The organism is Gemmatimonas aurantiaca T-27 (assembly GCF_000010305.1).
Taxonomy (GTDB): domain Bacteria; phylum Gemmatimonadota; class Gemmatimonadetes; order Gemmatimonadales; family Gemmatimonadaceae; genus Gemmatimonas; species Gemmatimonas aurantiaca.
The window spans coordinates 3415452-3437918 of sequence record NC_012489.1 but is presented as its reverse complement, the minus strand read 5'-3'; the positions used below and the strand labels follow the sequence as shown (position 1 = coordinate 3437918).

The 22467-nt window shown below is 62.7% G+C and carries 22 protein-coding genes; 6 read left to right on the top strand and 16 right to left on the bottom strand.

Annotation, left to right across the window (positions count from 1 at the left end):
• Positions 1 to 82 precede the first annotated feature (82 nt).
• The 3 genes from GAU_RS14975 to GAU_RS22850 all read right to left on the bottom strand — a co-directional run bounded on the left by GAU_RS14975 (position 83) and on the right by GAU_RS22850 (position 2304).
• Complete coding sequence (locus tag GAU_RS14975; protein WP_015894736.1) at positions 83 to 928, bottom strand: hypothetical protein; 846 nt, start codon at positions 926 to 928, stop codon at positions 83 to 85.
• A gap of 81 nt (positions 929 to 1009) precedes the next feature.
• On the bottom strand, positions 1010 to 1561 hold the full coding sequence (locus GAU_RS22855; protein WP_041265574.1) for a serine hydrolase: 552 nt from the start codon (positions 1559 to 1561) through the stop codon (positions 1010 to 1012).
• Complete coding sequence (locus GAU_RS22850) at positions 1522 to 2304, bottom strand: Ig-like domain-containing protein (protein WP_156799064.1); 783 nt, start codon at positions 2302 to 2304, stop codon at positions 1522 to 1524. The genes GAU_RS22855 and GAU_RS22850 overlap by 40 nt, the downstream gene beginning before the upstream one ends.
• Between GAU_RS22850 and GAU_RS22845 the strand changes: the two genes are divergently transcribed.
• Entirely contained in the window at positions 2294 to 2422 is a 129-nt protein-coding gene (locus GAU_RS22845) for a hypothetical protein (RefSeq protein ID WP_269446056.1), read from the top strand. The two genes, GAU_RS22850 and GAU_RS22845, sit on opposite strands and share 11 nt — an antisense overlap.
• Here the strand turns inward: GAU_RS22845 and GAU_RS21150 are convergent.
• From GAU_RS21150 to GAU_RS14945, 6 genes are all read right to left on the bottom strand, one after another.
• The gene (locus tag GAU_RS21150) at positions 2419 to 2754 is read right to left on the bottom strand and encodes an Ig-like domain-containing protein (RefSeq protein WP_015894733.1); all 336 of its coding nucleotides are present in this window, start codon (positions 2752 to 2754) and stop codon (positions 2419 to 2421) included. The two genes, GAU_RS22845 and GAU_RS21150, sit on opposite strands and share 4 nt — an antisense overlap.
• 349 nt (positions 2755 to 3103) lie before the next feature.
• Positions 3104 to 4219 carry a hypothetical protein gene (locus tag GAU_RS22300; protein WP_156799063.1) on the bottom strand — a complete coding sequence of 372 codons (1116 nt, stop codon included), beginning with the start codon at positions 4217 to 4219 and terminating at the stop codon, positions 3104 to 3106.
• Between the two features lie 2 nt (positions 4220 to 4221).
• Positions 4222 to 5802 (bottom strand): AAA family ATPase, encoded by a 1581-nt coding sequence (locus GAU_RS21955; protein WP_015894732.1) that lies wholly within the window; start codon positions 5800 to 5802, stop codon positions 4222 to 4224.
• Between the two features lie 96 nt (positions 5803 to 5898).
• A complete protein-coding gene (locus tag GAU_RS14955; RefSeq protein WP_015894731.1) occupies positions 5899 to 7524 on the bottom strand; it encodes an alpha-D-glucose phosphate-specific phosphoglucomutase in 1626 nt (541 codons plus the stop codon).
• A gap of 22 nt (positions 7525 to 7546) precedes the next feature.
• Entirely contained in the window at positions 7547 to 9826 is a 2280-nt protein-coding gene (locus GAU_RS14950; protein WP_015894730.1) for a xanthine dehydrogenase family protein molybdopterin-binding subunit, read from the bottom strand.
• 3 nt (positions 9827 to 9829) lie between these two features.
• Entirely contained in the window at positions 9830 to 10330 is a 501-nt protein-coding gene (locus tag GAU_RS14945; RefSeq protein WP_015894729.1) for a (2Fe-2S)-binding protein, read from the bottom strand.
• Positions 10331 to 10632: 302 nt separating this feature from the next.
• On the opposite strand from GAU_RS14945, the gene GAU_RS14940 reads away from it, so the two are divergent.
• From GAU_RS14940 to GAU_RS14925, 4 genes are read left to right on the top strand one after another with little or no spacing between them, the layout of a single operon-like run.
• Positions 10633 to 11841, top strand: a complete 1209-nt coding sequence (locus tag GAU_RS14940) for a PQQ-dependent sugar dehydrogenase (RefSeq protein WP_197525990.1) — start codon at positions 10633 to 10635, stop codon at positions 11839 to 11841.
• A 23-nt stretch (positions 11842 to 11864) separates the two neighbouring features.
• Positions 11865 to 12503, top strand: coding sequence for a hypothetical protein (locus GAU_RS14935; protein ID WP_041265573.1), 639 nt, complete (start codon positions 11865 to 11867; stop codon positions 12501 to 12503).
• A 35-nt stretch (positions 12504 to 12538) separates the two neighbouring features.
• The gene (locus tag GAU_RS14930) at positions 12539 to 13147 is read left to right on the top strand and encodes a hypothetical protein (protein WP_156799062.1); all 609 of its coding nucleotides are present in this window, start codon (positions 12539 to 12541) and stop codon (positions 13145 to 13147) included.
• Positions 13144 to 13791 (top strand): hypothetical protein, encoded by a 648-nt coding sequence (locus tag GAU_RS14925; protein WP_156799061.1) that lies wholly within the window; start codon positions 13144 to 13146, stop codon positions 13789 to 13791. Before GAU_RS14930 ends, GAU_RS14925 begins: the two co-directional genes overlap by 4 nt.
• Positions 13792 to 13833: 42 nt before the next feature.
• Here GAU_RS14925 and GAU_RS14920 read toward each other — a convergent pair whose 3' ends face one another.
• A complete protein-coding gene (locus GAU_RS14920; RefSeq protein WP_041265570.1) occupies positions 13834 to 15012 on the bottom strand; it encodes a serine/threonine-protein kinase in 1179 nt (392 codons plus the stop codon).
• A 101-nt stretch (positions 15013 to 15113) separates the two neighbouring features.
• Between GAU_RS14920 and GAU_RS14915 the strand changes: the two genes are divergently transcribed.
• On the top strand, positions 15114 to 16187 hold the full coding sequence (locus tag GAU_RS14915) for an LLM class flavin-dependent oxidoreductase (RefSeq protein WP_015894723.1): 1074 nt from the start codon (positions 15114 to 15116) through the stop codon (positions 16185 to 16187).
• Positions 16188 to 16203: 16 nt separating this feature from the next.
• Here GAU_RS14915 and GAU_RS14910 read toward each other — a convergent pair whose 3' ends face one another.
• The 6 genes from GAU_RS14910 to GAU_RS14885 form a co-directional block, all read right to left on the bottom strand.
• The gene (locus tag GAU_RS14910) at positions 16204 to 17937 is read right to left on the bottom strand and encodes an LVIVD repeat-containing protein (protein WP_015894722.1); all 1734 of its coding nucleotides are present in this window, start codon (positions 17935 to 17937) and stop codon (positions 16204 to 16206) included.
• Between the two features lie 61 nt (positions 17938 to 17998).
• Positions 17999 to 18613, bottom strand: a complete 615-nt coding sequence (locus GAU_RS14905; protein WP_015894721.1) for a DUF305 domain-containing protein — start codon at positions 18611 to 18613, stop codon at positions 17999 to 18001.
• 62 nt (positions 18614 to 18675) lie between these two features.
• Positions 18676 to 20319, bottom strand: coding sequence for a nuclear transport factor 2 family protein (locus GAU_RS21145; RefSeq protein WP_015894720.1), 1644 nt, complete (start codon positions 20317 to 20319; stop codon positions 18676 to 18678).
• Positions 20320 to 20321: 2 nt separating this feature from the next.
• Positions 20322 to 21257 carry a hypothetical protein gene (locus tag GAU_RS14895; protein WP_169307700.1) on the bottom strand — a complete coding sequence of 312 codons (936 nt, stop codon included), beginning with the start codon at positions 21255 to 21257 and terminating at the stop codon, positions 20322 to 20324.
• 28 nt (positions 21258 to 21285) lie between these two features.
• Complete coding sequence (locus GAU_RS14890; RefSeq protein ID WP_015894718.1) at positions 21286 to 21771, bottom strand: hypothetical protein; 486 nt, start codon at positions 21769 to 21771, stop codon at positions 21286 to 21288.
• A gap of 71 nt (positions 21772 to 21842) precedes the next feature.
• Complete coding sequence (locus GAU_RS14885; protein WP_015894717.1) at positions 21843 to 22442, bottom strand: TonB-dependent receptor plug domain-containing protein; 600 nt, start codon at positions 22440 to 22442, stop codon at positions 21843 to 21845.
• Positions 22443 to 22467 lie beyond the last annotated feature (25 nt).

Here is a 22467-nt window from a genome sequence, read left to right as displayed (position 1 = left end):
CGAACGGCCCAGCGTCTGACATTCAACAGGAGTGCCCGGTAGGCCTTTCTTGCTCCACTACCGGGCACTCCCAAGCGTCCAACTACATCCGTCCTGCCCGCGCGGTGTCGCTCACATGAAAGGTGCCGTCCGGCCAGCGATACTCGATGTCCGGCTTGAGCACGATGTACACCGCGTCCTCACTGCCGACCTTTTGCACCGTGCCGCCAAAGCAGTCGATGTAGGACATCTCGGCGATGTGTTCCGGCTTGATGGACTCGAGGATGGTGAGTACCGCAGGCGACACGCTGCGCCCCAGCACCTTTCTCCCCACCTGCCGCGGATCGGGCATGAGGTCTTTCGGTACGCGTGTCCCGTTGACCCACACTTCCTGCACCGTGCCACATACGGTGCCACCACTGAGGCTGGTGAGCATGTAGGGACGCAACCGCAACATCACGTCCAGCGCACTGCGGATGGGGAGCGTGCTCGCTGCAATGGTTTCACCGTCGAGGTGGTACGCCCGTTGCCGGAGTGACTCCCGTGCCGTGACCTGAACGGCGGCGAGCTGTTGTGGTGATGGCGTCAGCGTCAGGATCAATGAGATGGTATCACCAAATACCAGACGCACGAATCGGCGTGCCGGGCCGAATCCCAATTGACGCGCAACGACTTCGAACATGGACGAGTCGTCCACGATCGACAGTGTCGCGGCGCCAGCAGCATTGACTCGCGTCACGCCCAAGGTGCGCAGCCCCTGCCGTACCAGCACCTCGGCAGACTCCACGGGACGCAGTGCAGAGTCGATGACCGAGATCTGCACCACGGCCGCCGGGCGGCGCGGCTGGCTCTGCGCCCCGAGTACAACGGGCACGGCCATGAGACACCCGACAAGCAGCGCCAGGCAGCGCACCATCAATGGTGTCGGCAATACCAGCTTCAGCATCATGCGCCAATCTCCACGCGCATGCCTGTGGCGAACAGGCGTCGATAGGTCACAGGGGGCGTACAACACCCAAGTAAACACCGCTCACCGCATCCAGCCATTCGAGCCACCACACCGGCCCGCTACGGCGCACCCACAAACGAGGAATCGCGCGGTGGTCTGCGTGAGCAGCGTGCTGCGTCCCTGATCGGCCAGCAGCAGCTCCTGCATGATGCGCGCCCACGCCCGCAGCGGCATGTGTACCGTACCCGCTGACGACAGTCCGGGCGGATTGTCGCACCCTTCGCACACCACCCAGGTACTGCCCTGCAGGCGATGTCCCTGCGGCTGATCATTGGCGCCGGCCGCAGTGGTGGGACCCCAGCCCACACCCACGAGACCGAGTGGGGTGAACAGGCGCTGCTGCATGAGCGTTTCGTACGTGCTCGACCACGCACGCTCGATCATCGCACCCGCCATGCCAAACGCGGTGTTGCTGTAGTAGTACGTGCCGCGGGCGTTGTTGGGTTGCTGACGCAGCGCGTGATCGGTCCACGGCATGCGCGCGGCGGGCAGGTTGGTGGTGCTCGCGCCCACCAGCGCCGACACCGAGTTGATCATGCCGCTGGTGTGGGCGAGCAGTTCGGTGAGCGGCACAGGGCCGTACACCGCAACATGCTGCCACTCAGCTCGGGAAATGCCTGCGACACGGTGCGATTCCACGTGAGCACCCCCGCGTCCACCGCCATGCCAGCGAGCACGCCAGTGAGCGCCTTGGTATTGGAGCCCAGATGCCACTTGTCATTCACCGTCACCGCCGCGCCGCCAGTCGCTCGGCGTGTGCCGCCAACACCCAGGCCGATCAGTCCTTCGCGGTGCACAATGGCGCCGCCCATTGCGGGCATGCCGCGCGCCTGACGTATGGAGTCCACGATGGCCGACAGGTCGGCGAGTGTGCCGCCCACCTTCACCGTGCCGCTTTTGCCTTCCACAGTAGCGGTGATGGTGGCACTGCCCGGCAGCACGGAGCGCACCTCACCCGTAGCCGAAACAGACACGAGGTTCGTCGCGCTCGACTGATAGGTGATGGTGCGACCGGTGACCACCGCGCCCAGTTCATCGCGCACCACCGGCGTGAGTTGCGCGCGTGCCCGCAGCGGCACGCCGATGCTGTCGGCCGGGAAGGTGATGGATGCGATGGCCGGTGCGGACACGGTGAGTGCGGCCGTGCCGGTGCGTCCTTCATTGGTGGCCGTGCCGGGTGCTACTGCGGTGACCAATCCCGCCGCGCTCACGGTGGCGATATTGGTGACCGAGGACGACCACGTGGCCGTGCGGCCGGCCAGGGTGTTGTTCGCCGCATCGCGCATGACGGCCGTGGCCTGGGCGGTGCGACTCACGACCAGTGATGCTGGCGCGAGCGTGACGCTGATGGTGGCGACGGGCGCCGGCGTCACGGTGAGTGTGGCGCTGCCCGTGCGTCCTTCGCTGGTGGCGGTGATGGTGGCCGTCCCCTAGGCCACGGCGGTCACGAGACCCGCCGCGGAGACCGTGGCCACGGTGGACGCTGAGGAGGTCCAGGTGATGGACTTGCCGGTGAGCTCGGTGCCGGCGGCATTGCGGGCGACGGCGGTGGCCTGTGAGGTGGCGCCGACTTCTACCGAGCCGCTGGCCAGGGAGACCGCGACACTGGACACGGTGACATCCGGCGGCGGCGGGGGAGGGGGCGTGGTGGTGCCGTCACTGCCTCCCACTCCGCATCCGGCCAGGCTGATAGAGGTCGCGGCCAGGAGGGCGATCATGCGAACCAGCCGACGCGGGACCGCGAGGGGAGCGTGGGGAATGGGCATGGGGCGGGTCGGGTGAGGAAGGCGGAGAGGACGTGGAGCTGCCTATCTCGACACGCGGCAATGCGCGGTGTTTTGGCTCAAATGCTCCGAACGTTGCTTGCGTATCGGAGAGTCCGCAGGCTGCGGTGCGAATTTCCTGCGGGCTGCATGCAACTGAAAAGCGGCGAACTGAACGAGACCTCTCCCGCATCAGCAAAATCGACTGCACAACGCTCAGGTGCAAAAGCCTATGACGCGGTTGTCTTCTTGTCTTGTAGCGGTCTCTTAGTGGGGGGATTCGCCATGAATGGTGAACTACGGCATGCGAAGACTTGCGCACACTCGACGAGTAAATCGTTTCCTTCTAGCGCTATGTTCGAAGCGGGGGTGAAGCGCAGCACCATGAAAAAACTGACTTGCCCACACTGCTCCAAAGATCATGGGTCCTCTCGCAGAGTGCCTGATTCGTGCGTTGGGCCGTCTGTCTATTTAGCATCTCGATGCTGTGCTTCAGTAAGTTGTCGCCAAACCCGAGCGCTACCTGGCATTCGCATGCGGTGGGCGTCTTGCATCGCTCCTCAGCCATACAGTCTGTATGGACCAGCGGTGTGATTCGCCCGGATAGTTCAATGATATTGCTAATCCACCAGTCCTTCGCTGGGCTATGTTCGATCGAGTAGACCTTGTCCATTCTCAAGCCCTTCTTCAAGTCGAGATAGGAGAGGGCCTCTCCAAATCCGTTTTCACAGAGATTCGCGACTCTCGAAAATGCCTCGCGAAAGTTCGGCTCGGTTTCGCAAAGATCGCTCAGAAGCCTCAATGAAAGCGCATTCTCGGACTCGCGGACCGCAAGCAGGACAACTTCTGCCCAAGGTTTATCGCTACTTCGCATGCGCAGAATGGCTGTTGCTGTATTTCCGAGGGGTGCATCGGGAGCTTGTTTGTCGCTGTCCACTATTGCAATACAAAGTTTTCTCGATTGTTGAACTTGATCAAACTCCCGGTCGATTGTGGACCCGCCTCCGCCACGAGCTTCAAAAGCTAAGAGAGGGCGAATTCGTTGTGACGCTGCATACGATCTTGCGATTAAGACTGCGAATTCAGAGTCGAGAATGTTCTCTCCCAGTACCGTCGTCTTCTGGACCGACGCAAGATGCTGAAAGTGAGTCAAGGGAACGCGAATGACTGAGCCTTCTTGGAAGCTATCGACAGAAGTTGGCGAAGTTGGAGATACCAATACACGCACAGAGAGTTTTGGCAGTAAGGACAGTCTTTCTGGGCGATCGTTAGCAGCATGCGTGATTGTTGCCTTCCCTCTTTGGGACAGTCCAGCTGAAGTGCAGAGGTGCTTAGCCAATGCACTGCTGATAAGCAAGAGATGGCTTCCCTCTCGGAACGAAGAGAGCAAAATATCCAAAGCGGTCGCCCAGCTATCGTCGTCAAAATTTGAGAAGGAAAGGAACTCATCTGAGAGCTCAATTAGCATGCTTACAGCTCTGGTTCAAAAAATCCAAAGGGCCAGTTCTGAAGTGCGCCCTGTGCATCAAAACTGGCGATCGACACTTCCGTTGCTGGAGATGTCGGCTTTCTTTCAAAGACCACAACCATTGCATCTTCTGGCGCGAGGTCAGATGAAGCAATCTTACTGCCAATACGGTTAACCATAGTCTCGCTATGAGTTTCAATAATGAGACGCAAATCGATGCCTTGCTTTCGAGCGGACTTTACAGCTCGAATGAAGACATCTACTAGTTGAGCTTGGATCCTCGGGTGGAGGTGCAGTTCTGGTTGCTCGATCGCAAAGCAGGTTGGTGGGACCGGCTGAATTGATCCTCTGCTACGCTGAGTAGCCCAAAGGTGGGCAACTACCGGAAGGAGTTGACTGAACCCGAATCCAACGTCTGCAAGATTGTATTCACCTCCACCCTCTGCTACGAATAGTGATACGTGGCCTGTGTCCTCTTGCGCAGACACTTTGATGTTCAGTTCCGACTGAAGCCAGTTTGAAAAGTCAGTGCGTTCTTCCAACGACAGACTCCGAAGGAACATCGCTACATTTCGGCCGTCAGAGTCGATTTCATTCACAGCAAGATCCTGCTGTCGGTAGTAGCGCTCCGCCGTGGCTCGAACAGGTTTCGCGTAATGGACGCGGCTCGCAAACTGCGATATGTAGATATCGCAGTCGTTCAAGATTGCCGGGACTGAGCTGGCGACTAAGAGGCGAATGAGCTTTGAGAGTGCTGGACTAGCAGAGTCCGCGCGTCGAATACTGTCGCTCGCTCCCTTCCGAAGATTGGGCAATGACGCGATGTGATGAACCATGCTATTCTGATCACTGAGAGGAAGTCTGGCGGCATTCGACCATATGCTCATATCCTTTGCATTTCCGTGGACGAATTGCCTCAGGCAGGTCACTAGACTCTCTCGGAACAGATAGGCCTTGAGGCTTGAAGGAGATGATAGTTGCTCATTGGCTATGAGATCGAAATCATCTCTCCTAACAAGAAGTCTAGGAAGTATGATGCCTGGGCGCACCTCAATGCGTTTGTGTGCGTCCCTTGGCACTTCTTCTCCGTTGACAACAAACCGAGAAAGTGATGCGTCTTCTTCGAAGTAGAGACATGCAACATGATTGAGCAAAGACAATTCCAACGAGCGAACATAGTTTCTATTGGTGATCCCATCTCCACGAATCGATATAGCGACATCGCATGTTGTATTCTCCGGTGCAACGATGCGATAGCCAGGGTATCGTCGCCAACCGAGCGATGAGCTGGAGCCAACTCTTTCGTGAGTGGAGTTGACAGGTATACGAAAGGAAAGTGTGATCTCTTTCTCGTTGGTGAATGAGGATACACTCTCCGTGAAGCTACCGTAGTCCACGTAGTTGCCATACCATAGAATCGGCCCGGTGGTTGCGGTTTCAGCGCTCTGACGTAAGAGCGGCAAAGCTCGGAGGAATGTACTCTTCCCGGAGCTATTGCCTCCAACTAAGAGCGTGATGGGCGCCAAGCGTATGAAGCTCGAGTCGCGCAAGGAGCGGAGGTTTTGCAGTCGTATTGATTCCATGTTGCCTAGAAGTCGGTGTAGTTCGATTTGCAGATACTTCTGGTAGATATTCGCCGCTTGGCGGTGCGCATCCGATCTCAAACGGAAAGTGGTGCTCTATGTGATGACAGTCGGCTGACGCATGCCGGTTTTGCTGACGAGATCGGCTATGGTCAGTGCGACAGTGGCCATACCGTTGACTGGCGGGTCCTCTGTTGTTCGCAGGCTATTCACTTCCGCTGATCGCATTTCCATATAGACGCGAATGGTCGCGCCTTCAGTGCCCGTCCCCGACAGCCGGTAGACAATGCGCGCCTCATCCTCGAACAGCAAGCGAATCCCCTGCTTCGCGCTCACCGATCCATCAATCGGATCGGTATATGAGAAATCATCCGCAGCCTTCACCATGCGCCCGCCCAGTTCCTTGCCCGGCAACTCTGGCAACTGCGCGCGCAGATGTGCCATCACGCTGTTCGCGGCTTCGGTGGGCACACCTTCGTAGTCATAGCGGGTGTAGTAGTTGCGCCCATACTCGGCCCAGTGCGCCCGCACGATCTGCTCCACACTCTCACCACGCACGGCCACTACGTTCAGCCAGAACAGCACGGCCCACAGGCCGTCCTTCTCGCGCACATGGTTGCTTCCCGTACCAAAGCTTTCCTCACCACACAGTGTGATACGGCCGGCGTCCAGCAGATTGCCGAAGAACTTCCAGCCGGTGGGCGTCTCGTAACACGGAATTCCCAGCTTCGCGGCCACCGCGTCCACGGCCATGCTGGTGGGCATGCTGCGCGCCACGCCGGCCAGGCCACTCTTGTATGCGGGCACCAGCGTGGCATTCGCGGCCAGCACGGCCAGACTGTCGCTCGGCGTTACGAAGAAGCGCTGGCCCAGAATCATGTTGCGGTCACCGTCGCCATCCGACGCGGCGCCAAAGTCGGGCGCGTTGTCGCCGAACAGTTCATTCACCAGTTCGGGCGCGTAGGTGAGGTTGGGGTCGGGATGCCCACCACCAAAGTCGGGCAGGGGCGTGCCGTTGATGACGGTGCCCTTGGGCGCTCCGAGCCGCCGCTCGAGAATCTCCACCGCGTACGGGCCGGTGATGGCGTGCATGGCGTCGAACCGCACACGAAACCCGCCGGCGATCAATGCGCGAATGGCGCCGAAGTCGAACAGCGTCTCCATCAGCGCGGCATACGCACTCACCGGATCAACTACTTCAAGCTTCAAGCTTCCAAGCGGCTGCTCACCCAGCTTATCCAAGTCGAACGCGGGCAGCTCGGCCACACGATATGACGTGAGCGCGGCCGCACGCTCGGCCACCCTGTTGGTGAACGACTCGGGCGCCGGACCGCCGTTGCCGGTGTTGTACTTGATGCCGAAATCACCATCGGGGCCGCCGGGGTTGTGGCTGGCCGAGAGAATGATGCCGCCTGCGGCGCCCTGCCGAATGAGATGCGACGCGGCCGGTGTGGACAGCAGTCCACCACGCCCCACCACCACATGCGTGATGCCATTGGCGGCGGCCATGCGCACGATGGTGCCAATCGCTTCTCTGTTGAGAAAGCGACCGTCGCCACCCACCACCAGCGTTTGCCCGGGCTGCAGTGCGGCTTCGTCGAGCAACGCCTGCACGAAGTTCTCGAGATAGTGCGGCTGCTGAAACACGGGTGTGCGCTTCCGCAAACCGGACGTCCCCGGCCGCTGGTCAGCGAACGGGGACGTCGGAACGACTGTGATCATGTCGTTGGTCATCTGAAAGAAGTCAGCTCCAGCGAAGGTCGACCTTCGAGAGTGGCAACTGCCGGACACGCTTGCCGGTGGCCTGATAGATGGCCCCCATCAGCGCGGGAATGAACGGCGGCATCGCGGGCTCGCCAATGCCGGTGGGCGAGAAGTTGGTCTTCTTCCAGTGCACTTCCACCACCGGCGGCGCCTGGCTGATGCGCAGCAGCGGGAAGTTGTTCGCCGAGCCGGCGGCGGTGGTGGCAGGGGAGAAGTTGCCCTGATCGGCCTTACCGGCCGTGAACGTGATCTCCTGACCATATGCCTGGCCCATCGCGTCCAGCACGGCACCCTGCGTCTGCTGCTCGGCGTGGTTGGGGTTGATGATCTCACTACCCACATCACCCACCGCCCACACCTTGTCCACCTTCACCTGACCGGCCTTGCTCACCGTGGCCTGCACCACTTCGGCGAAGTAGCCGCGGTGGCTGAAGTAGAACGCCACGCCCATGCCGGTGCCCTTGGGCAGCGTCGTCTTGCCCCAGCCCGACACATCACGCACTTGCTCGAGAATGCCGATCACACGCTGCGCATCCATCAGCCCTGCCTGCTGCTGCGGCGTGAGCGGCGTGGTGGGCGGGATCTCCGACTTGAGCATGTCGATACGGAACTGAATCGCATCCTTGCCCGCGGCCGTGGCGCATTCGTCGATGAACCCCTGGAACGCAAACGACAGCGCGTTGGAGCGCGGCGCACGCAGCGCGCCCGTGGGCACGCCGAGTGGCATGACCGAAACATCCATGCGCAGGTTGGGCACGAAACGCGCGGGATACTCGGTGGGACCGATGTCGGCGCTGGATGCAAAGCGCTCGCCTTCGCCAAACGTGGCGAAGTGATTGCGGAACGCGACCAGCTTGCCGTTGGCATCCACGCCGGCGGTGAACTTGTGGAAACCACCCGGACGGAACTGGTCGTGCTGCATGTCGTCTTCACGCGTCCAGATCAGCTTCACGGGCACCTTGGCTTCGCGCGCAATCCATGCCACTTCGGCCAGGGGTTCGTTGTACAGACGACGGCCAAAGCCACCACCGGCCCGCATCATGTGCATGAGGACCTGGTCTTCCTTGAGCCCCAGCGTGGTGGCCACCAGCGCTCGGCCACCCTGCGGGGTCTGCGACGTGGTCCACATCTCGCAGGTGCCATCGGCGTTCATGCGCGCCGTGCAGTTCTGCGGTTCGAGCGTGGCGTGATTGATGAACGGATAGGTGTACTCCGCCTCGATCACCTTGGCCGCGCTCTTGATGGCCGCATCGTAATCGCCGTCGTTGCGAATGGTGCGATGCGGCGCCGCACCGAAGAACTCCTTGGCCTTGGCGGCAAAGGCGGCACTCGACTGCTGCGAGGTGGGATGTTCGGCCCACTGCACCACCAGCTTCTTGCGGGCTTCCTGCACTCGCCACCAGTTGGTGCCCACGATGGCCACACCGGCCTTGAGACCGGCGAGGTTGTTGGTGCCTTCCACCACGAACGCGTGTGTGACACCGGGCTGCGCCTTGACCACGTCGAGATTGGCGCTGGCCACCTTGGCGGTGTACACGGGCGCCTTCACGAACGTGGCGTAGTGCATGTTGGGCACCGTCACGTCGATGCCGAAGATCGGCTTGCCGGTGAGGATGTCCTTGAGCCCCACCGTGTGCGTGCGCTTGCCGATGATGGTGAACTGCTTGGGCTCCTTGAGCGGCACCGTGTCGAGCGCGGGCGGCGTGACACTGGCTGCAGCGGTGGCCAGTGAGCCGTAGGTGGCTTCGCGCTTGGACGCGGCGTGATACACCACACCCTTCGACGTGGTGAGTTCACTCGCCGGCACATTCCACTTGGACGCGGCGGCCTGCAGCAGCATGGCCCGACCGGCGGCACCCACACGACGCTGCGGCAGCCAGTTGGTGGGCGTGGCGGTGGAACCACCGGCGATCTGCGACTGATACTTGGTGGGATCGAAGTCGGCCTGTTCGACCCGCACCTGCTTCCAGTCCACATCGAGTTCATCGGCGATCAGCATGGGCAACATGGTCTTGATGCCCTGACCGATCTCGGGATTCTTCGCGATGATGGTGACGATGTTGTCGGGCGTGATGCGGATGAAGGCCGACAACATGGGATCAGCCAGCGGCGTGCTGCCGGCGGCAAAGCGCTCGAGCGCGCCCAGGGGTTCGGCGTAACTCGCGAGCATGATGCCACCACCAACAAGTGCCGTGGCGCGCAGGAATTCGCGGCGTGACGTGGCCTTGGGGGCTACCGGGGTTTCCGTTTCCGTGGACATGGCTCAATCCTCCCCGGGAGCGCTGCTGCTGCCGACGGCGGCTCCACCGGCCTTGATCTCGGCGGCACGATGCACGGCCGCACGAATGCGCAGGTAGGTGGCGCAGCGGCAGAGATTCGTGTTGAGCGCGCTGTCGATCTGCGCGTTGGTGGGCTTGGGTGTCTTTTCGAGCAGCGACGCGGCGGCCATCATCTGGCCGGCCTGACAGTAACCGCACTGCGGGACGTCGAGTTCTTCCCACGCCTTCTGCACGGCATGCGCGCCATCGGGCGAGAGGCCTTCGATGGTGGTGATCTCGGCGCCGGCGGCGCGGGAGACGGGGAACGTGCAGGAACGCTGCGCGGCGCCGTTCACGTGCACGGTGCAGGCGCCACAACGATTGGCGCCGCATCCGAACTTGGTGCCCTTGAGGTCGAGTTCATCACGCAGCACCCACAACAAGGGCATATCAGCGGGGACATCGACCGTGCGGGACGTGCCGTTGATCTTGAGAGAGATCGGCATTCTTGGGCAGGGTTGGGGGAAGGACTGAAAAATGGGTGTTTTCCCTTGGTCTGGCCATATGCGGAGGCGGATTGCGTGCGGTGGGGCACGGATAGGGGGAACCATTGGAGGGAACACGGGGAACAACGGGGGATGAGGCGCGGGACGGTGGGATGGGAATGAGGTATTGGGGGGCGGGTTTTAGGTCGTAGGCAGTGGGTGGTAGGGTGGACGGGCTTGGGTGCGTGGGTGGGGCCCATGAGTTCCTCTTCATTCGACTAACGCGAGGGGATTTTTTTATGAGACTTGGGGACTCGCGAGTTGTGCGGGCTTCTGCTTCGGCGGCTGCGGTGCTGCTGATGGCGGCGGCGTGCAATGAGGCGCCGAATGGGACGCAGGTGGTGGCGGATTCGACACGGACCGATACCACCACCAATCCGGGCACGCCGAGCCAGGTGTTGGCGGATCGTTCTCCAACGCCCGGGTCGATCAGAGGGGTGGTGCGTGCGGAGACGTGGGCGAGTGGCTTGGTCAATCCATGGGGGATAGAAATTCTCCCTGATGGGCGGGCACTGGTGACCGAACGACCGGGGCGACTGCGCATTGTGGCGGTGAATGGTCAACTGTCGGCGCCGGTGACTGGTGTACCGGCGGTGTACGCGGAGGGGCAGGGCGGGCTGCTGGATGTGGCGCTCGATCCGGGCTTCGCGAGCAACGGGCTGATCTACCTGTCGTTTGCCGAATCGGGCACGGGGGGCGCGGGCACGTCGGTGGCGCGTGGGCGGTTGGTGGGCAACGCGCTGCAGGATGTGCAGGTGATCTACCGACAGACGCCCAAGCTCAACGGCGGCGGGCACTATGGCTCGCGACTGGTATTCGCGCGCGACGGCAAGTTGTTCGTGACCCAGGGTGATCGCATGAACTGGCGTGACTACGCGCAGGATCTGGCGCGTGGACAAGGCAAGGTGATGCGCATCAATCCCGATGGCACGGTGCCGTCGGACAATCCGTTCACCGGTCAGAGCAGTGCGCGGCCGGAGATCTGGTCCTACGGGCATCGCAATGTGCAGGCGGCGGCGCTGCATCCCACCACGGGACAGTTGTGGACGGTGGAGCACGGTGCGCGTGGTGGCGATGAACTCAATCATCCCGAACGCGGCAAGAACTACGGCTGGCCGGTGATCACGTACGGTGTGGACTATTCCGGCGCGCGTATCGGCGAAGGCACGGCAAAAGAGGGGATGGAGCAGCCGGTGTACTACTGGGATCCTGTCATCGCCCCGTCGGGCATGACGTTCTACAACGCCGATGCGATTCCCGGATGGAAGGGCAGTGTGATCATCGGGTCACTCACACCTGGCGCGCTGGTGCGACTCGAACTCACCAATGGTCGTGTGACAAAAGAAGAACGCTACCTCGGCGAACTGGGGGAGCGCATTCGTGATGTCACGGTGGGCCCGGATGGGTTCATCTATGTCGTCACTGACAGTGGCAGTGGTCGCGTGTTGCGGATTCGGCCCGTGATCGGGTGACTTCACGCTCTTGAAGGAGTGGCATGATGCGGCGGATGCAATGGAGCGGTGTGGCCGTGATGATGATGTGGGCCGGTGAGGGATTGGCGGCGCAGCAGGTGATGGAGCGGTCATCGCGCTGGGAACACGCGATGTCTGTGGGGGCGCTGGCTACACCGACCATCACGAATGGCTACCGTGAGCCGCCGCTCGGGGCGATCGTGCAGCTCGATGCCAGAAGACTTCGCGCCGGGAAACGCGTGGCCTTTGCCAGCTCGCTTCAACTGTCTGCCAAGGGACGTGGGTTGTTGTCCGAGGTGGCCCCCGGCAGGTCCAGCACCTATGGCATACGCAATGACATGGCCTCCCTCACCATCGGGCCGGATATTGCGCTCACGACAGGGCGCAACATGTGGACGGTGGGACTCGGTGCGGGGCCGGCGGCTTCGCGCATCGTGTATCGTCTTCGCGATATGCAGCCCAACATGTTGCGAGGCGGTCCGCCATCGAACCGCGGTTGGAGCTACACCGGGGTGGTGCTCGCGCGCACGCATTTCACCGTGCCGGCATCCCCGCAGCTCTCGCTGCGATTTGGCGCGCAGGCATTGAGTGGCATGGAAGCCATGACGGAGGACTTTCAACCCATCCTGTCAGGGACGGTAGGCATTGTGCTCCGCCGATGAAGTGCTGTGCTCTTAGTCTCTCACCGTTCTTGCTGATGCGAACTCTTTGGGTAACCACTTTCTCCCTGGTGACGGTGTTGCTGGCGGGAAGTTCAATTGCTGGTGCACAGACCTCCCGTAGCGTCGTCTGGGAGCCCACGGTGGCTGTTGGTGTGTGGACGGCGCCGGACAAGAGCCGAGCTTCTTCCGCGGAGAGCAGCGGGCCTTCGTTTGCGATTCTGGTGAATCGTCAGGGACGCGAGAGTCGGATGGCGTTGGCGCTGTCCGCGGCATTTCACACCATTGTGGAAGAACGGGGGACATACTCCAATACCGCGGGCAGCGGATCGTTTGTCATCAGACAGCAATTGATGATGTATTCATTGGGCGGAGACTGGGCGCTGGTACAAGGGCCCGTACGCTGGATCGTGGGAGCATCTGGCATTGTCATGATGCATCGTGCGCCCCTCCGAATGCCCTCTGGTCGTGTGTTCGGTGATGATTGGCAATTTGAACCTGGACTCGGCGTCAGAACCGCGGTCACGTTGCCGCTGACTTCAGGGCTCGCACTGCGAGTTGGTGCCGACGCCTTCAACGCCGTGGAATCCCTGACGGAGAATCGCCCCGCCATAGGTGGAAGTCTTGGACTGACGTGGAGGCCATGATGTTTCGGTCGCGTCGTCGTGCACCGCGTTTCCTCGCGGTCGCTGTTGCACTGTTGGCCGTCGCAGTTCCTGGGTCGTTGCAGGCGCAGATGTCCGGTGTACAAACCACCGGTCGTTTTGGCATTGCCAATCCCAGCGATGCCTATCAGTCCAACTGCGGAGCCGGCAGTCTGGCGTTCAGTGTCGATGTGCAGGGACAGGGACAGTGGTTCCCGCAGGTGTCCGCCGACCACTTTGTTGGAAGTGGTGGTGGTGGTGTGGCGTGCATTCCCGGTGATCCATCAAGGGTGCGGGTCACTGGCGGTTTGCAGCTCGAGCGGTCGACGCGCCTGAGCATCGGCGCGGGTCGGCGTGTCGGAAATGATGGGGTGCAACTGGAAGGTGTTGTGCTGGGTGGCATCATCACCGGGCAACGTGGCTATCAGGGCACTACGCCAAACGATGAGCGGCTCATACTGCCGCAATTCGGTGGACAGGTGGGTGTGGTGCTGGTGCGTTACGTGGTTTTGTCAGGGTCGGTCCACTGGACACGTCTGACAATGGACACCCAACCCCTGACTGGAGGCGCGCCGACCAAACGCGCTGGCTGGTCGCCCCTGTCCACCATGCAGATTGGTGTGCGGATCCCGTTTGGGCGCCGCTGACACACCACCTGCAACACACGGTGGGTCAGACCGCGGAAAGGATCAGCGCGCTCGCAAGGCGTACATCGCCGCAGCCGCCACGGCCATCACGCCGGCGCCGATCAGGACAAACCGTGTGCCGCTCGTCGATGCCTTCGGGGCTTCGGCCGACTTCGTCGACACGGGTGTTGATGCCGCCGCGATCGCGGACTTGAATGACCCGCTGCCCATGGCCGCCGTGTATTCCCCCGTTGTGATCGGCTGCGCCTGAAAGGCGTCGATGGTCTTCACGATCACGGACGCCGAATGCGGGCGTTTCTGCGGATCCTTTTCGAGGCACTGCATGATCACGTCGGCGAGCGCGGCCGGAATATCACTGCGCTGATCGCCGAGCGGCGTGGGAGCTTCGCCGATCTGCGCGGCCATGGTGGCGCGCAATGAGGGACGCACAAACGGCGGTGTGCCAACGAGCAGTTCGTAGGCCAGGCATCCCAGCGCATAGATGTCGGCCTTGTGGTCGACGAGTCGCGCCGAGTTGACCTGTTCGGGCGCCATGTAGGCCGGCGTGCCAAGCGCCATGCTCACCGTGGTCACGCGCCGTTCGGAACGCCGCGGGTCGTCGCTGGCGTCGACGAGAGCCTTGGCCACGCCAAAATCGGTGATCATGGCCACACCATCACACAGCAACACGTTTTCCGGTTTGATATCGCGGTGCACGATGTTGCGCGCGTGGGCATAGGCCAATGCCGAGGCGATTTCCCGCAGCAGGCGCATGACTTCCGGCAACGGCAGCATGCGGCCAGCGATGAGTCGCTCGCGCAGTGTCTGTCCCTGCACGTACGGCATGCTGAACCACGGGATGAGGCGCGCGGCCGATGTGGCGGTCCCTGCTGTCGATGCCGACGGCATGTCGTCCGTCTGCGGTAGCGGCAGCGGATCGGCGGTGGTACCGGCGCTGAGCAGTGGCACGAGGTGCGGATGCTGCAACCGCGCGGCAAAACTGATTTCGCGACGGAAGCGCTCCACGTCCACGCCAGCGGCCAACTCGGGAGAGATGGCCTTGATCACCACGGGACGATCGAGCGCGATCTCGTTGGCGAGAAACACACTCGCCGATCCGCCGCCCGACAGCTCACGTGAAATGAGATAGGCGCCGTCCAATTGTCGCTGGAGGCGCTCTCGCACGCTCACCCGCAGTGGGGTGGGCTCAACCGGTGACTCGTCGGCTCGAAATGTGGTCACTCGGGTAAAGTAGCAAACTCGAGGGGCGGCACCAGCGTGCTCGTCCCTGTCCACCGCCCTCGCTGGCGCGATACCGTCACAGTTTGTGAAATTGATCACATATGGAACTCGGCATCTACACCTTCGGTGAAACGGATCCCCGACGCACGGACGACAGCACGGTCGTTGCGCGCCGCATCCAGGACTTGATCGAAGAGATCGTACTCGCGGATGAGGTCGGTCTCGATGTCTTTGGTGTGGGCGAACATCATCGGCCCGACTACGTCGTCTCGTCTCCGTCGGTGGTACTGGCGGCCGCGGCCGCACGCACATCACGCATCCGTCTGACCAGTGCCGTCACAGTGCTGAGCTCGGATGACCCGGTGCGTGTGTTCCAGGACTTCGCGACGCTGGATCTGATTTCCAACGGACGTGCCGAAATCATGGCCGGCCGCGGCAGCTTCATCGAGTCGTATCCGTTGTTTGGGCAGGACCTCGATGACTATGACGCGTTGTTCAGCGAGAAGCTGCAATTGCTGCTCGCGCTGCGTGAATCGGAGCATGTGACGTGGCAGGGTGTGCACCGACCGTCCATCGATCATCGTGGTGTGTACCCACGCCCGCTGCAGCAACCGCTGCCGGTGTGGATTGCGGTGGGTGGTACTCCCGCGTCGGTGGTGCGCGCCGGCACACTGGGATTGCCACTCGCCATCGCGATCATCGGAGGCATGCCGGAGCGGTTTGTGCCGTTCGCGGATCTGTATCGTGAGGCCGGTGCGAAGGCGGGGCATGACCCTGCATCGCTCAAGGTGAGCATCAATTCACATGGTTTCATTGCGGACCGTGTGGAGCAGGCGGTGGAGACGGCGTTCCCGCCGTACATCGACACCATGGCGCGCATCGGACGTGAGCGCGGATGGCCGATGCCCACGCGTCAGCAGTTCGACTTCGAGCGTTCACCGCGTGGGGCGATGTTGCTGGGCAGCCCGCAGGAAGTGATCGACAAGATCCTGTTCGAACACGAGCTGTTCAAACACGATCGCATGATGATCCAGTTCAGCGTGGGCCCGATGCAACACGCCGACATCATGCGCAGCATCGAACTGTTCGGCACGCAGGTGGCGCCGGCGGTGCGGAAGGCGCTGGGGGTGCCGGCAGCAATCGCCACCGACACCCCCGAGAGTCCTGCACCGTAAGCGGGACTACGGGGCACTACTTCGCGAGCGCCTTCACCGCATCGATGAGCGCGCGCACACGGGCCGGTTCAGTCGACTTGGACACGTCCGACGCCAACTGCGAGGCGAGCAGCGTGAGGCCGCCCTTTCGTGCAGAACCACTGGCCTTTTCGGCGGCGTCCAGTGATTTGTTGATGGCCGCGATTCGGGTGTCGGACAGCGCATCGTTACGCGCGAGTTGATCCACGTACGAGCGCGCCACCGGGAACGCCGCCGGCCACACGATCTTCGTCTGCAACTGGGGGTTCAGTTCATCCACCTTCACGAGCTTGGCGGCTTCGATTTCGTTGGCCGACAGGAACTCGCTGGGCTGCAGTGCGAAGATGTCGAGTCCACGACCGATCTCCGAGCCGATGATGTGGCCGTTGTACCAGTACGTGGACCAGTAACCGGCCAGCGTGAGTTCATTGGCGATGGGGCCACGGTCGAAGTAGGCGATTTCCACCGGCTTGGCCGGGTTGGTGAAATCGAAGATCGACATCCCACCCTGATACCACGCCTGCGCCATGATGTCGCGCCCCGGCACAGGAATCAGCGAGCCGTTGTGCGCCACGCAGTTTTCGGTGTCGGCCTGCGCAGCGGGCAGCTTGTAATACCCCACCTGCTTGAGCTGACGATTGCTGCCCAGCGTGAAGAGCGCGTTGGCGCCCCAGGTGGGCTTGTCGCTGGCCCGGCAGCGCGGCGCGGTGCCACCGCCCCATTCGTCGGTGAACAACACCGTGGTACCGGCATTGTTGAACGTGGCGGAGTGCCAGTAGGCGAAGTTCGGATCGATCACTTCATCGATGCGCTTCGGGTTGGCCGGGTCCTTGATGTCGAGCAGGATGCCGTTGCCCGAGCAGGCGCCCGCCGCGAGGCCGATTTCCGGATACGCGGTGATGTCGTGGCACTGATCGGTGCGGCCGCTGCTCTGGGTGCCATCACCATGCGCGCCACCCTGCCACAGCCCGGCCACGTTGCCCTGACCGTCGGCAAAGATGCGCGGCATGTTCACGATCTCGGCGCTCTGCGGCGCGGCCAGCGGCACCTTGATCACTTCGATACGGAACAGCGCGGAGTTGGCATCGGTGGTGTTGTGGCAGCCGGCCAGCTCATTGGGGGAACGCACCGGACCGGTGCCCTGCACGTACACATACACATTGGCCTTGTCCTTGGGGTCGGTGACCAGGGTGTGTGTGTGCGAACCGCGGCACGTCTGTACGGCCGCCACTTGCTTGGGGTTGTCGATATCGCTGATGTCGAAGATGCGCACACCACGGAAGCGCTCGGTGCTGACGGTGTCGAACACCCCCTGGACGCCGCAGTCCATGCGACCGCCGAGGTCTTCCACCGACATGAACAGCAGCTTGCCGTACACCGACAGATCGCCCTGGCCACCCTGACAGACAAACGCCTTGCGCAGCACCGGCGCCTTGGGGTTGCTGATGTCCCACGCCTGCCAGCCACGCCAGCCGCCCTGGAAGACGAGATTCTTCTGGAAGGCGAGATCGGAGTTGGCGAACGCAAAATCACCCAGTTGCTGGGGATTGAACCAGCCGTCGGGTTTCGGCGTGTGCGACACCAGTTCGAGATGTTTGATGGCTTCACCAGCATCACGGAAGCCGGTCTTGAGACCCACGCGTGGGTCCTGCGCCTGCACCGCCAGGGCGGGCAGAAGGGCCGTGGCTGCCGCGATGGCGAACAGACGAACGGCGGAGCAATGACGTGTCATGTGCGAACGAAAGGTGAAAGGTGTTACAGGTGCCGGCGCGCCACGGGTGTCATCACCACCGTCACCACTGCGCGAGCAGCATCTTCATGCGCCGGATCTCGGCGCGTTGATCGGCGTCGACATCGGACATGATCTGAAAGACCATGGGCTCCTGCGCCGCGCCGGGGCTGCGCAGGAGTTCGGCCACCATGACCAGCGCCCCTTCGTGATGCTGGATCATGTACTGCAGGAACAACTTGTCGAAGGCTGTGCCGTCGGCCGTGCGCAACGAGTCCATCTGCGCCGGTGAGAGCATGCCCGGCATGGAGGCGTGCGACGAATGCATGTCGTGTGGCATGCTGGTCGCCTCGCCGCGTGCCGTCAGCCAGCGTTGCATGATGGAAATCTCATCACGCTGGGAGACGGCGATGCGTTCGGCGAGGCTCTCCATTTCGAGACGCGTGGAGCGGCTGGCGACCAGCGCCACCATCTCCAACGCCTGCGCATGGTGGCCGATCATGCCCTGCATGAAGGCAATGTCGGCCGCCGTGTGTTGTCGTGAGGCGGTGGCTGTGAGCGTGTCGGACGAGCTCTGGGCACTGACGGCAGGGGTCACGCCCACTGAGACCACCAATGTGGTGATCAGGGTGGTGATAGAGGTCCGTGTGGACCGGCCATGCCATGCCGACAATGCCATCTCGCTCTCCGGAACTGCGGGGACCCACGCTCTCGAAACCTACCGCCTTCGCGACGTCATGCTCAGTGGCGGCGCGACGACCAGTGCACTGCCGCGATACGCCATCCGCCACCGGTGCGTTCCGCCACGATCACTTCGGCGCCCGCGCTCCCCTTGGGACGTTTGCCGTAGCGACCGGTGATGGTCTGCGTGACGGTGCTGTATGCCACGTCCCCCAGCACCAATACGGTGCGGGGAATGCGGGCCACATCGGACGAACGCGCAAAGGCGATGTCCGCCGGCAGATGTCGTACCCGGTATTCGGCGAGCGGTTCGGCCGTGCCACGTTCGAGAATCTGCACGTTGCCCAGTGTCCGGAGCGCGGTCGTGCTGTCGCCCGTGCCGAGTGCGGTGAGGAACTGGGTCACCAGTGCGGCCACGGCGGCGCTGTCGGCACTGCTGCCATGCAGATAGCGCGACGCGGCGGACGGCGGAGACGATACCGGCATCTGATGGCCGGCGTGCGGATCGTTGGCGGCAGGTGCCTTGCTCGGGGAGGCATTGGCCGCGGCAGGTGCTCCGTGTCCGGCATGCGCATCGGCCGCCGCCTTCGATGCCGCACCACCATGGGCGAATCCTGTCATGGCGCCGGTGCTGTCATGCTGCATCACGGCGCCCATGGTCACCGATGGCGTGGGCAGTATCGGTCCGAAACCCACGGCGGGGCCGCCCATGTTCTCCACGCCCATGTGCTCCGACATCCGACGCCACGCGGCTTCCGTCATGACATACGAGGTGTCATCACGGAAACGGCTCGCGGCCAGCATGATCTCGGTCCGCTTGCGATCACGTGGTACACTGGGGTTGGCCAGGATATCCGAAACGACATCATGCATGGAGTGCAGGTTGTCGAAGATGATGGCCGCTTCCGGATAACGCTCGGCGAACATGGGCGAGACGGTGGCGGTCATGGGCATCTGATACGGCATGCTGCGCGGCGCGTCGGTGAGCATCTGGAAGAAGCGTGCTGTTGCCGCGCGCACACCGGCATGACGTTCCGCCGGGTTGCGCCCCGCCATCAGCGGCTCATAGAGACCCACCTGGAACCAGTGGTACCCCCAGATGAGTCCATTGAACTTGGGATACTTGAGACGGAACGCGAGTGAGTACGGTTGCTCCTGCATCAGCACCATCGACTTGGGCTTGCTGCTGAACGCCATATCGGGACGTGACCGATAGTAGGCGATGAGCCGTCTCACTTCGTTGTCACGCTGGGCCCAGTCGAGCCGATCATCAGCCAGCACATCGTACAACTGGCGATGCAGCAGGTGCGCCCAGTCGAACATCGTCTTGGCTTCCGGTGCAAGGCGCGCATACATCGGCTCGATGGCCGCCTCTTCGAGCGGCAGACGGGGCGGCTTCTGCAGCACCTGTTTGGTGAGCTGGTCGTAGCGCCGCGTTTCCAGGTCGGCCACCGGTGCGTTGGGGAAGCGCCACATCGTCTCGTAGAGAATGGCGTGCCCGAAGTCGAACGCGTTGAACAGACGGTCGGCGTACGCATAGTGCGACCGGAACTGCCAGTTGTGTGGCGCCTGCAGATAGAACTGTTCGTACGCGGTGGACCACTGCGCCGCGAGCGAGGTGGGAAGCAGCGTGATTGCGGCGGCCGTCGCTGTGGAAGCGGCCATCGCCAGCGAGAGGGCGCGACGCATGATGGGATGTGTCATGGTCAGTTCCCCCGCCACGGCAAGCCGATGGCCACCGCGGCCCCGGTGGTGGCAAACCAACCCGGGTCTTCCCCGGTCAATCGGTAGCCGCCGCCCATGTCGAAGGCCACACGTGGACTGAACTGAATACGCGTGCCGGCGGCCACGTCCCAGCGCAGCGCCGCCGCGCGCACCAGCGGTTGACTCGTCACCACTTCGGCGGTGAACAACATGGACCGCAATGGCAACGAGCGGTCGACGGCCATGCCCACCTGCCATCGCGAATACTCGGCGTTGGATTCGGCGTCGGCGCGCGTGGATGGCGGCGCGGTGGTGGGATCACTGGCGAAGGTGAACTGTCCGTTCACATGGAAGCGCGCCCACGGCAGCGTGCGTGTGGCGATGCCTTTGATCGTGGGGATCTTGGTGGACGGCCCAAGGCTGCCCGCAGGAATCACCACTTCACCGGCGATGGCAAAGGCGGGCAGGCGGGTCTCGGCGTTGAAGTTGTAAAACGCCGACAGCTCCACGCCACCCACGGCGGTGGTGCGTGGCAGACCGTTGCCTCCCGACTGCAGGATGGGCACACCCACTTCGATGTGTGTGCGCGGCAACAGGCCGATGGCGATTTCGGGTTCGATGCCCCAGCGATAGCCTCCGGCGCGTGCGCGTTCCACGCGGAACGGTGCGATCTGCAGTTCGAGCGCCTGTCGCTCGAGGGCATAGGCATCTTCGACGCGGATCGGACGTCCGGCGTCGGTATTGAAATAGTCCGTCTGCGCGAACGCGACGGATGGGAGCATGGACACGAGTGCGATCGCGAGTGCGAACAGCACCACGGGCCCACGCAGGATATGCGCGACCATGGAGAAGTGTGGCTGCGAGGAAAACACGGTGTGGGACGGCCCTGGCGTCAGGGCACGCCGCGTGATGGATGCAGGCGCTCGGGGAGAGCGCATCGGATGCGGGTATCGCATCCGCCGTGTTTCACGCGCGCGGAGGGGGTGGCTCGGGCGCGACGCGCGGGGAGCGCGGCAGGCTGTCATTCACGAGCACACGTCGCGACGACGCGTAGGTGTGCTCGGTGTTGATGGGTGGCACATGTGACGCGATGGCGCTGACGGCGCAGGCCATGGACATGGGGCAGGTCACGGTGGTGGAACCGTGATGATGCGACGGTGCGGATTCGCTGGGCGTCGGCGAGGACGTGAACGATGCGCCGTGGCCGATGTGCTGTGACGGGGCCGTGCTCACGGCGACGTCGTGTCCAGCATGCGGATCGGTCGGCAGGTCCGCGTGGTGTGCGGCGACAACGGCCGATGGTGTCTGGCGTGTCTGCGTGACCGTGGCATCGACCACCGGATTGCAGGCTGCCAATGCGGTGATGACAGCAGTGACCAGGACATGTGCGCTGAGCGCCATGGCCAGGAACCGCCGAAATCGCAGCGAGAGGTGCAGCAAGCCGGATTGCATGGTGGGCAAGCTAACGGGTGTGGTCGTGATGTCGATGCATGAACCGGAACTCCGCACGCCGGATCATCTGATCACTCGTGGCGTTTGGTGGTGATACGGACGACGCCGTTGGCTCCACGTACCCCGTACTCGGCGAGTGATACCGCGTCTTTCAGCACTTCGATCCGGGCCACGTCACGCGGGTTGATGGCGACGAGTCCGCCGGTGCCCGGTGTCATGACCATGTCGTCGACCACGTAGAGCGGTTCACCGTTGCCGAGGAGGGAGGTGGCGCCGCGAATGCGCACCTCGAGACCACTCGGGGTCTGGTAGACCTGAACACCGGGGAATCGACCCACGAAGAGCTCTTCGACGCGGGACACCGCCTGATCGCGGATGTCGCGGGCATCGAGTGTGGTGCCGCGAGCGTCGTGCCCGGTGGAAGGGGCGTCGGCCGGGCGGCTGCGATCGGCGGGTGCGTCGGCGCGGGTCTCGGGACGAGCATCGGGAAGGGCATCGGGATGCGCGTCGCCGGATTGTGGTGCAGACTTGGGCGCGGACTCAGGGGCCGGTGCTGGCTTTTGCGCGCAGGCCGTGGGGGCGAGTGCGCCGACCAGCAATACCGCCGTGAGCCTGACGGAAGGAGTTGGCCGGGCTCCGGTGGTGGCAACGAGCGGACGGTGCATCGACATGGGTCGCTCTCCTGTCTGAAGCTCC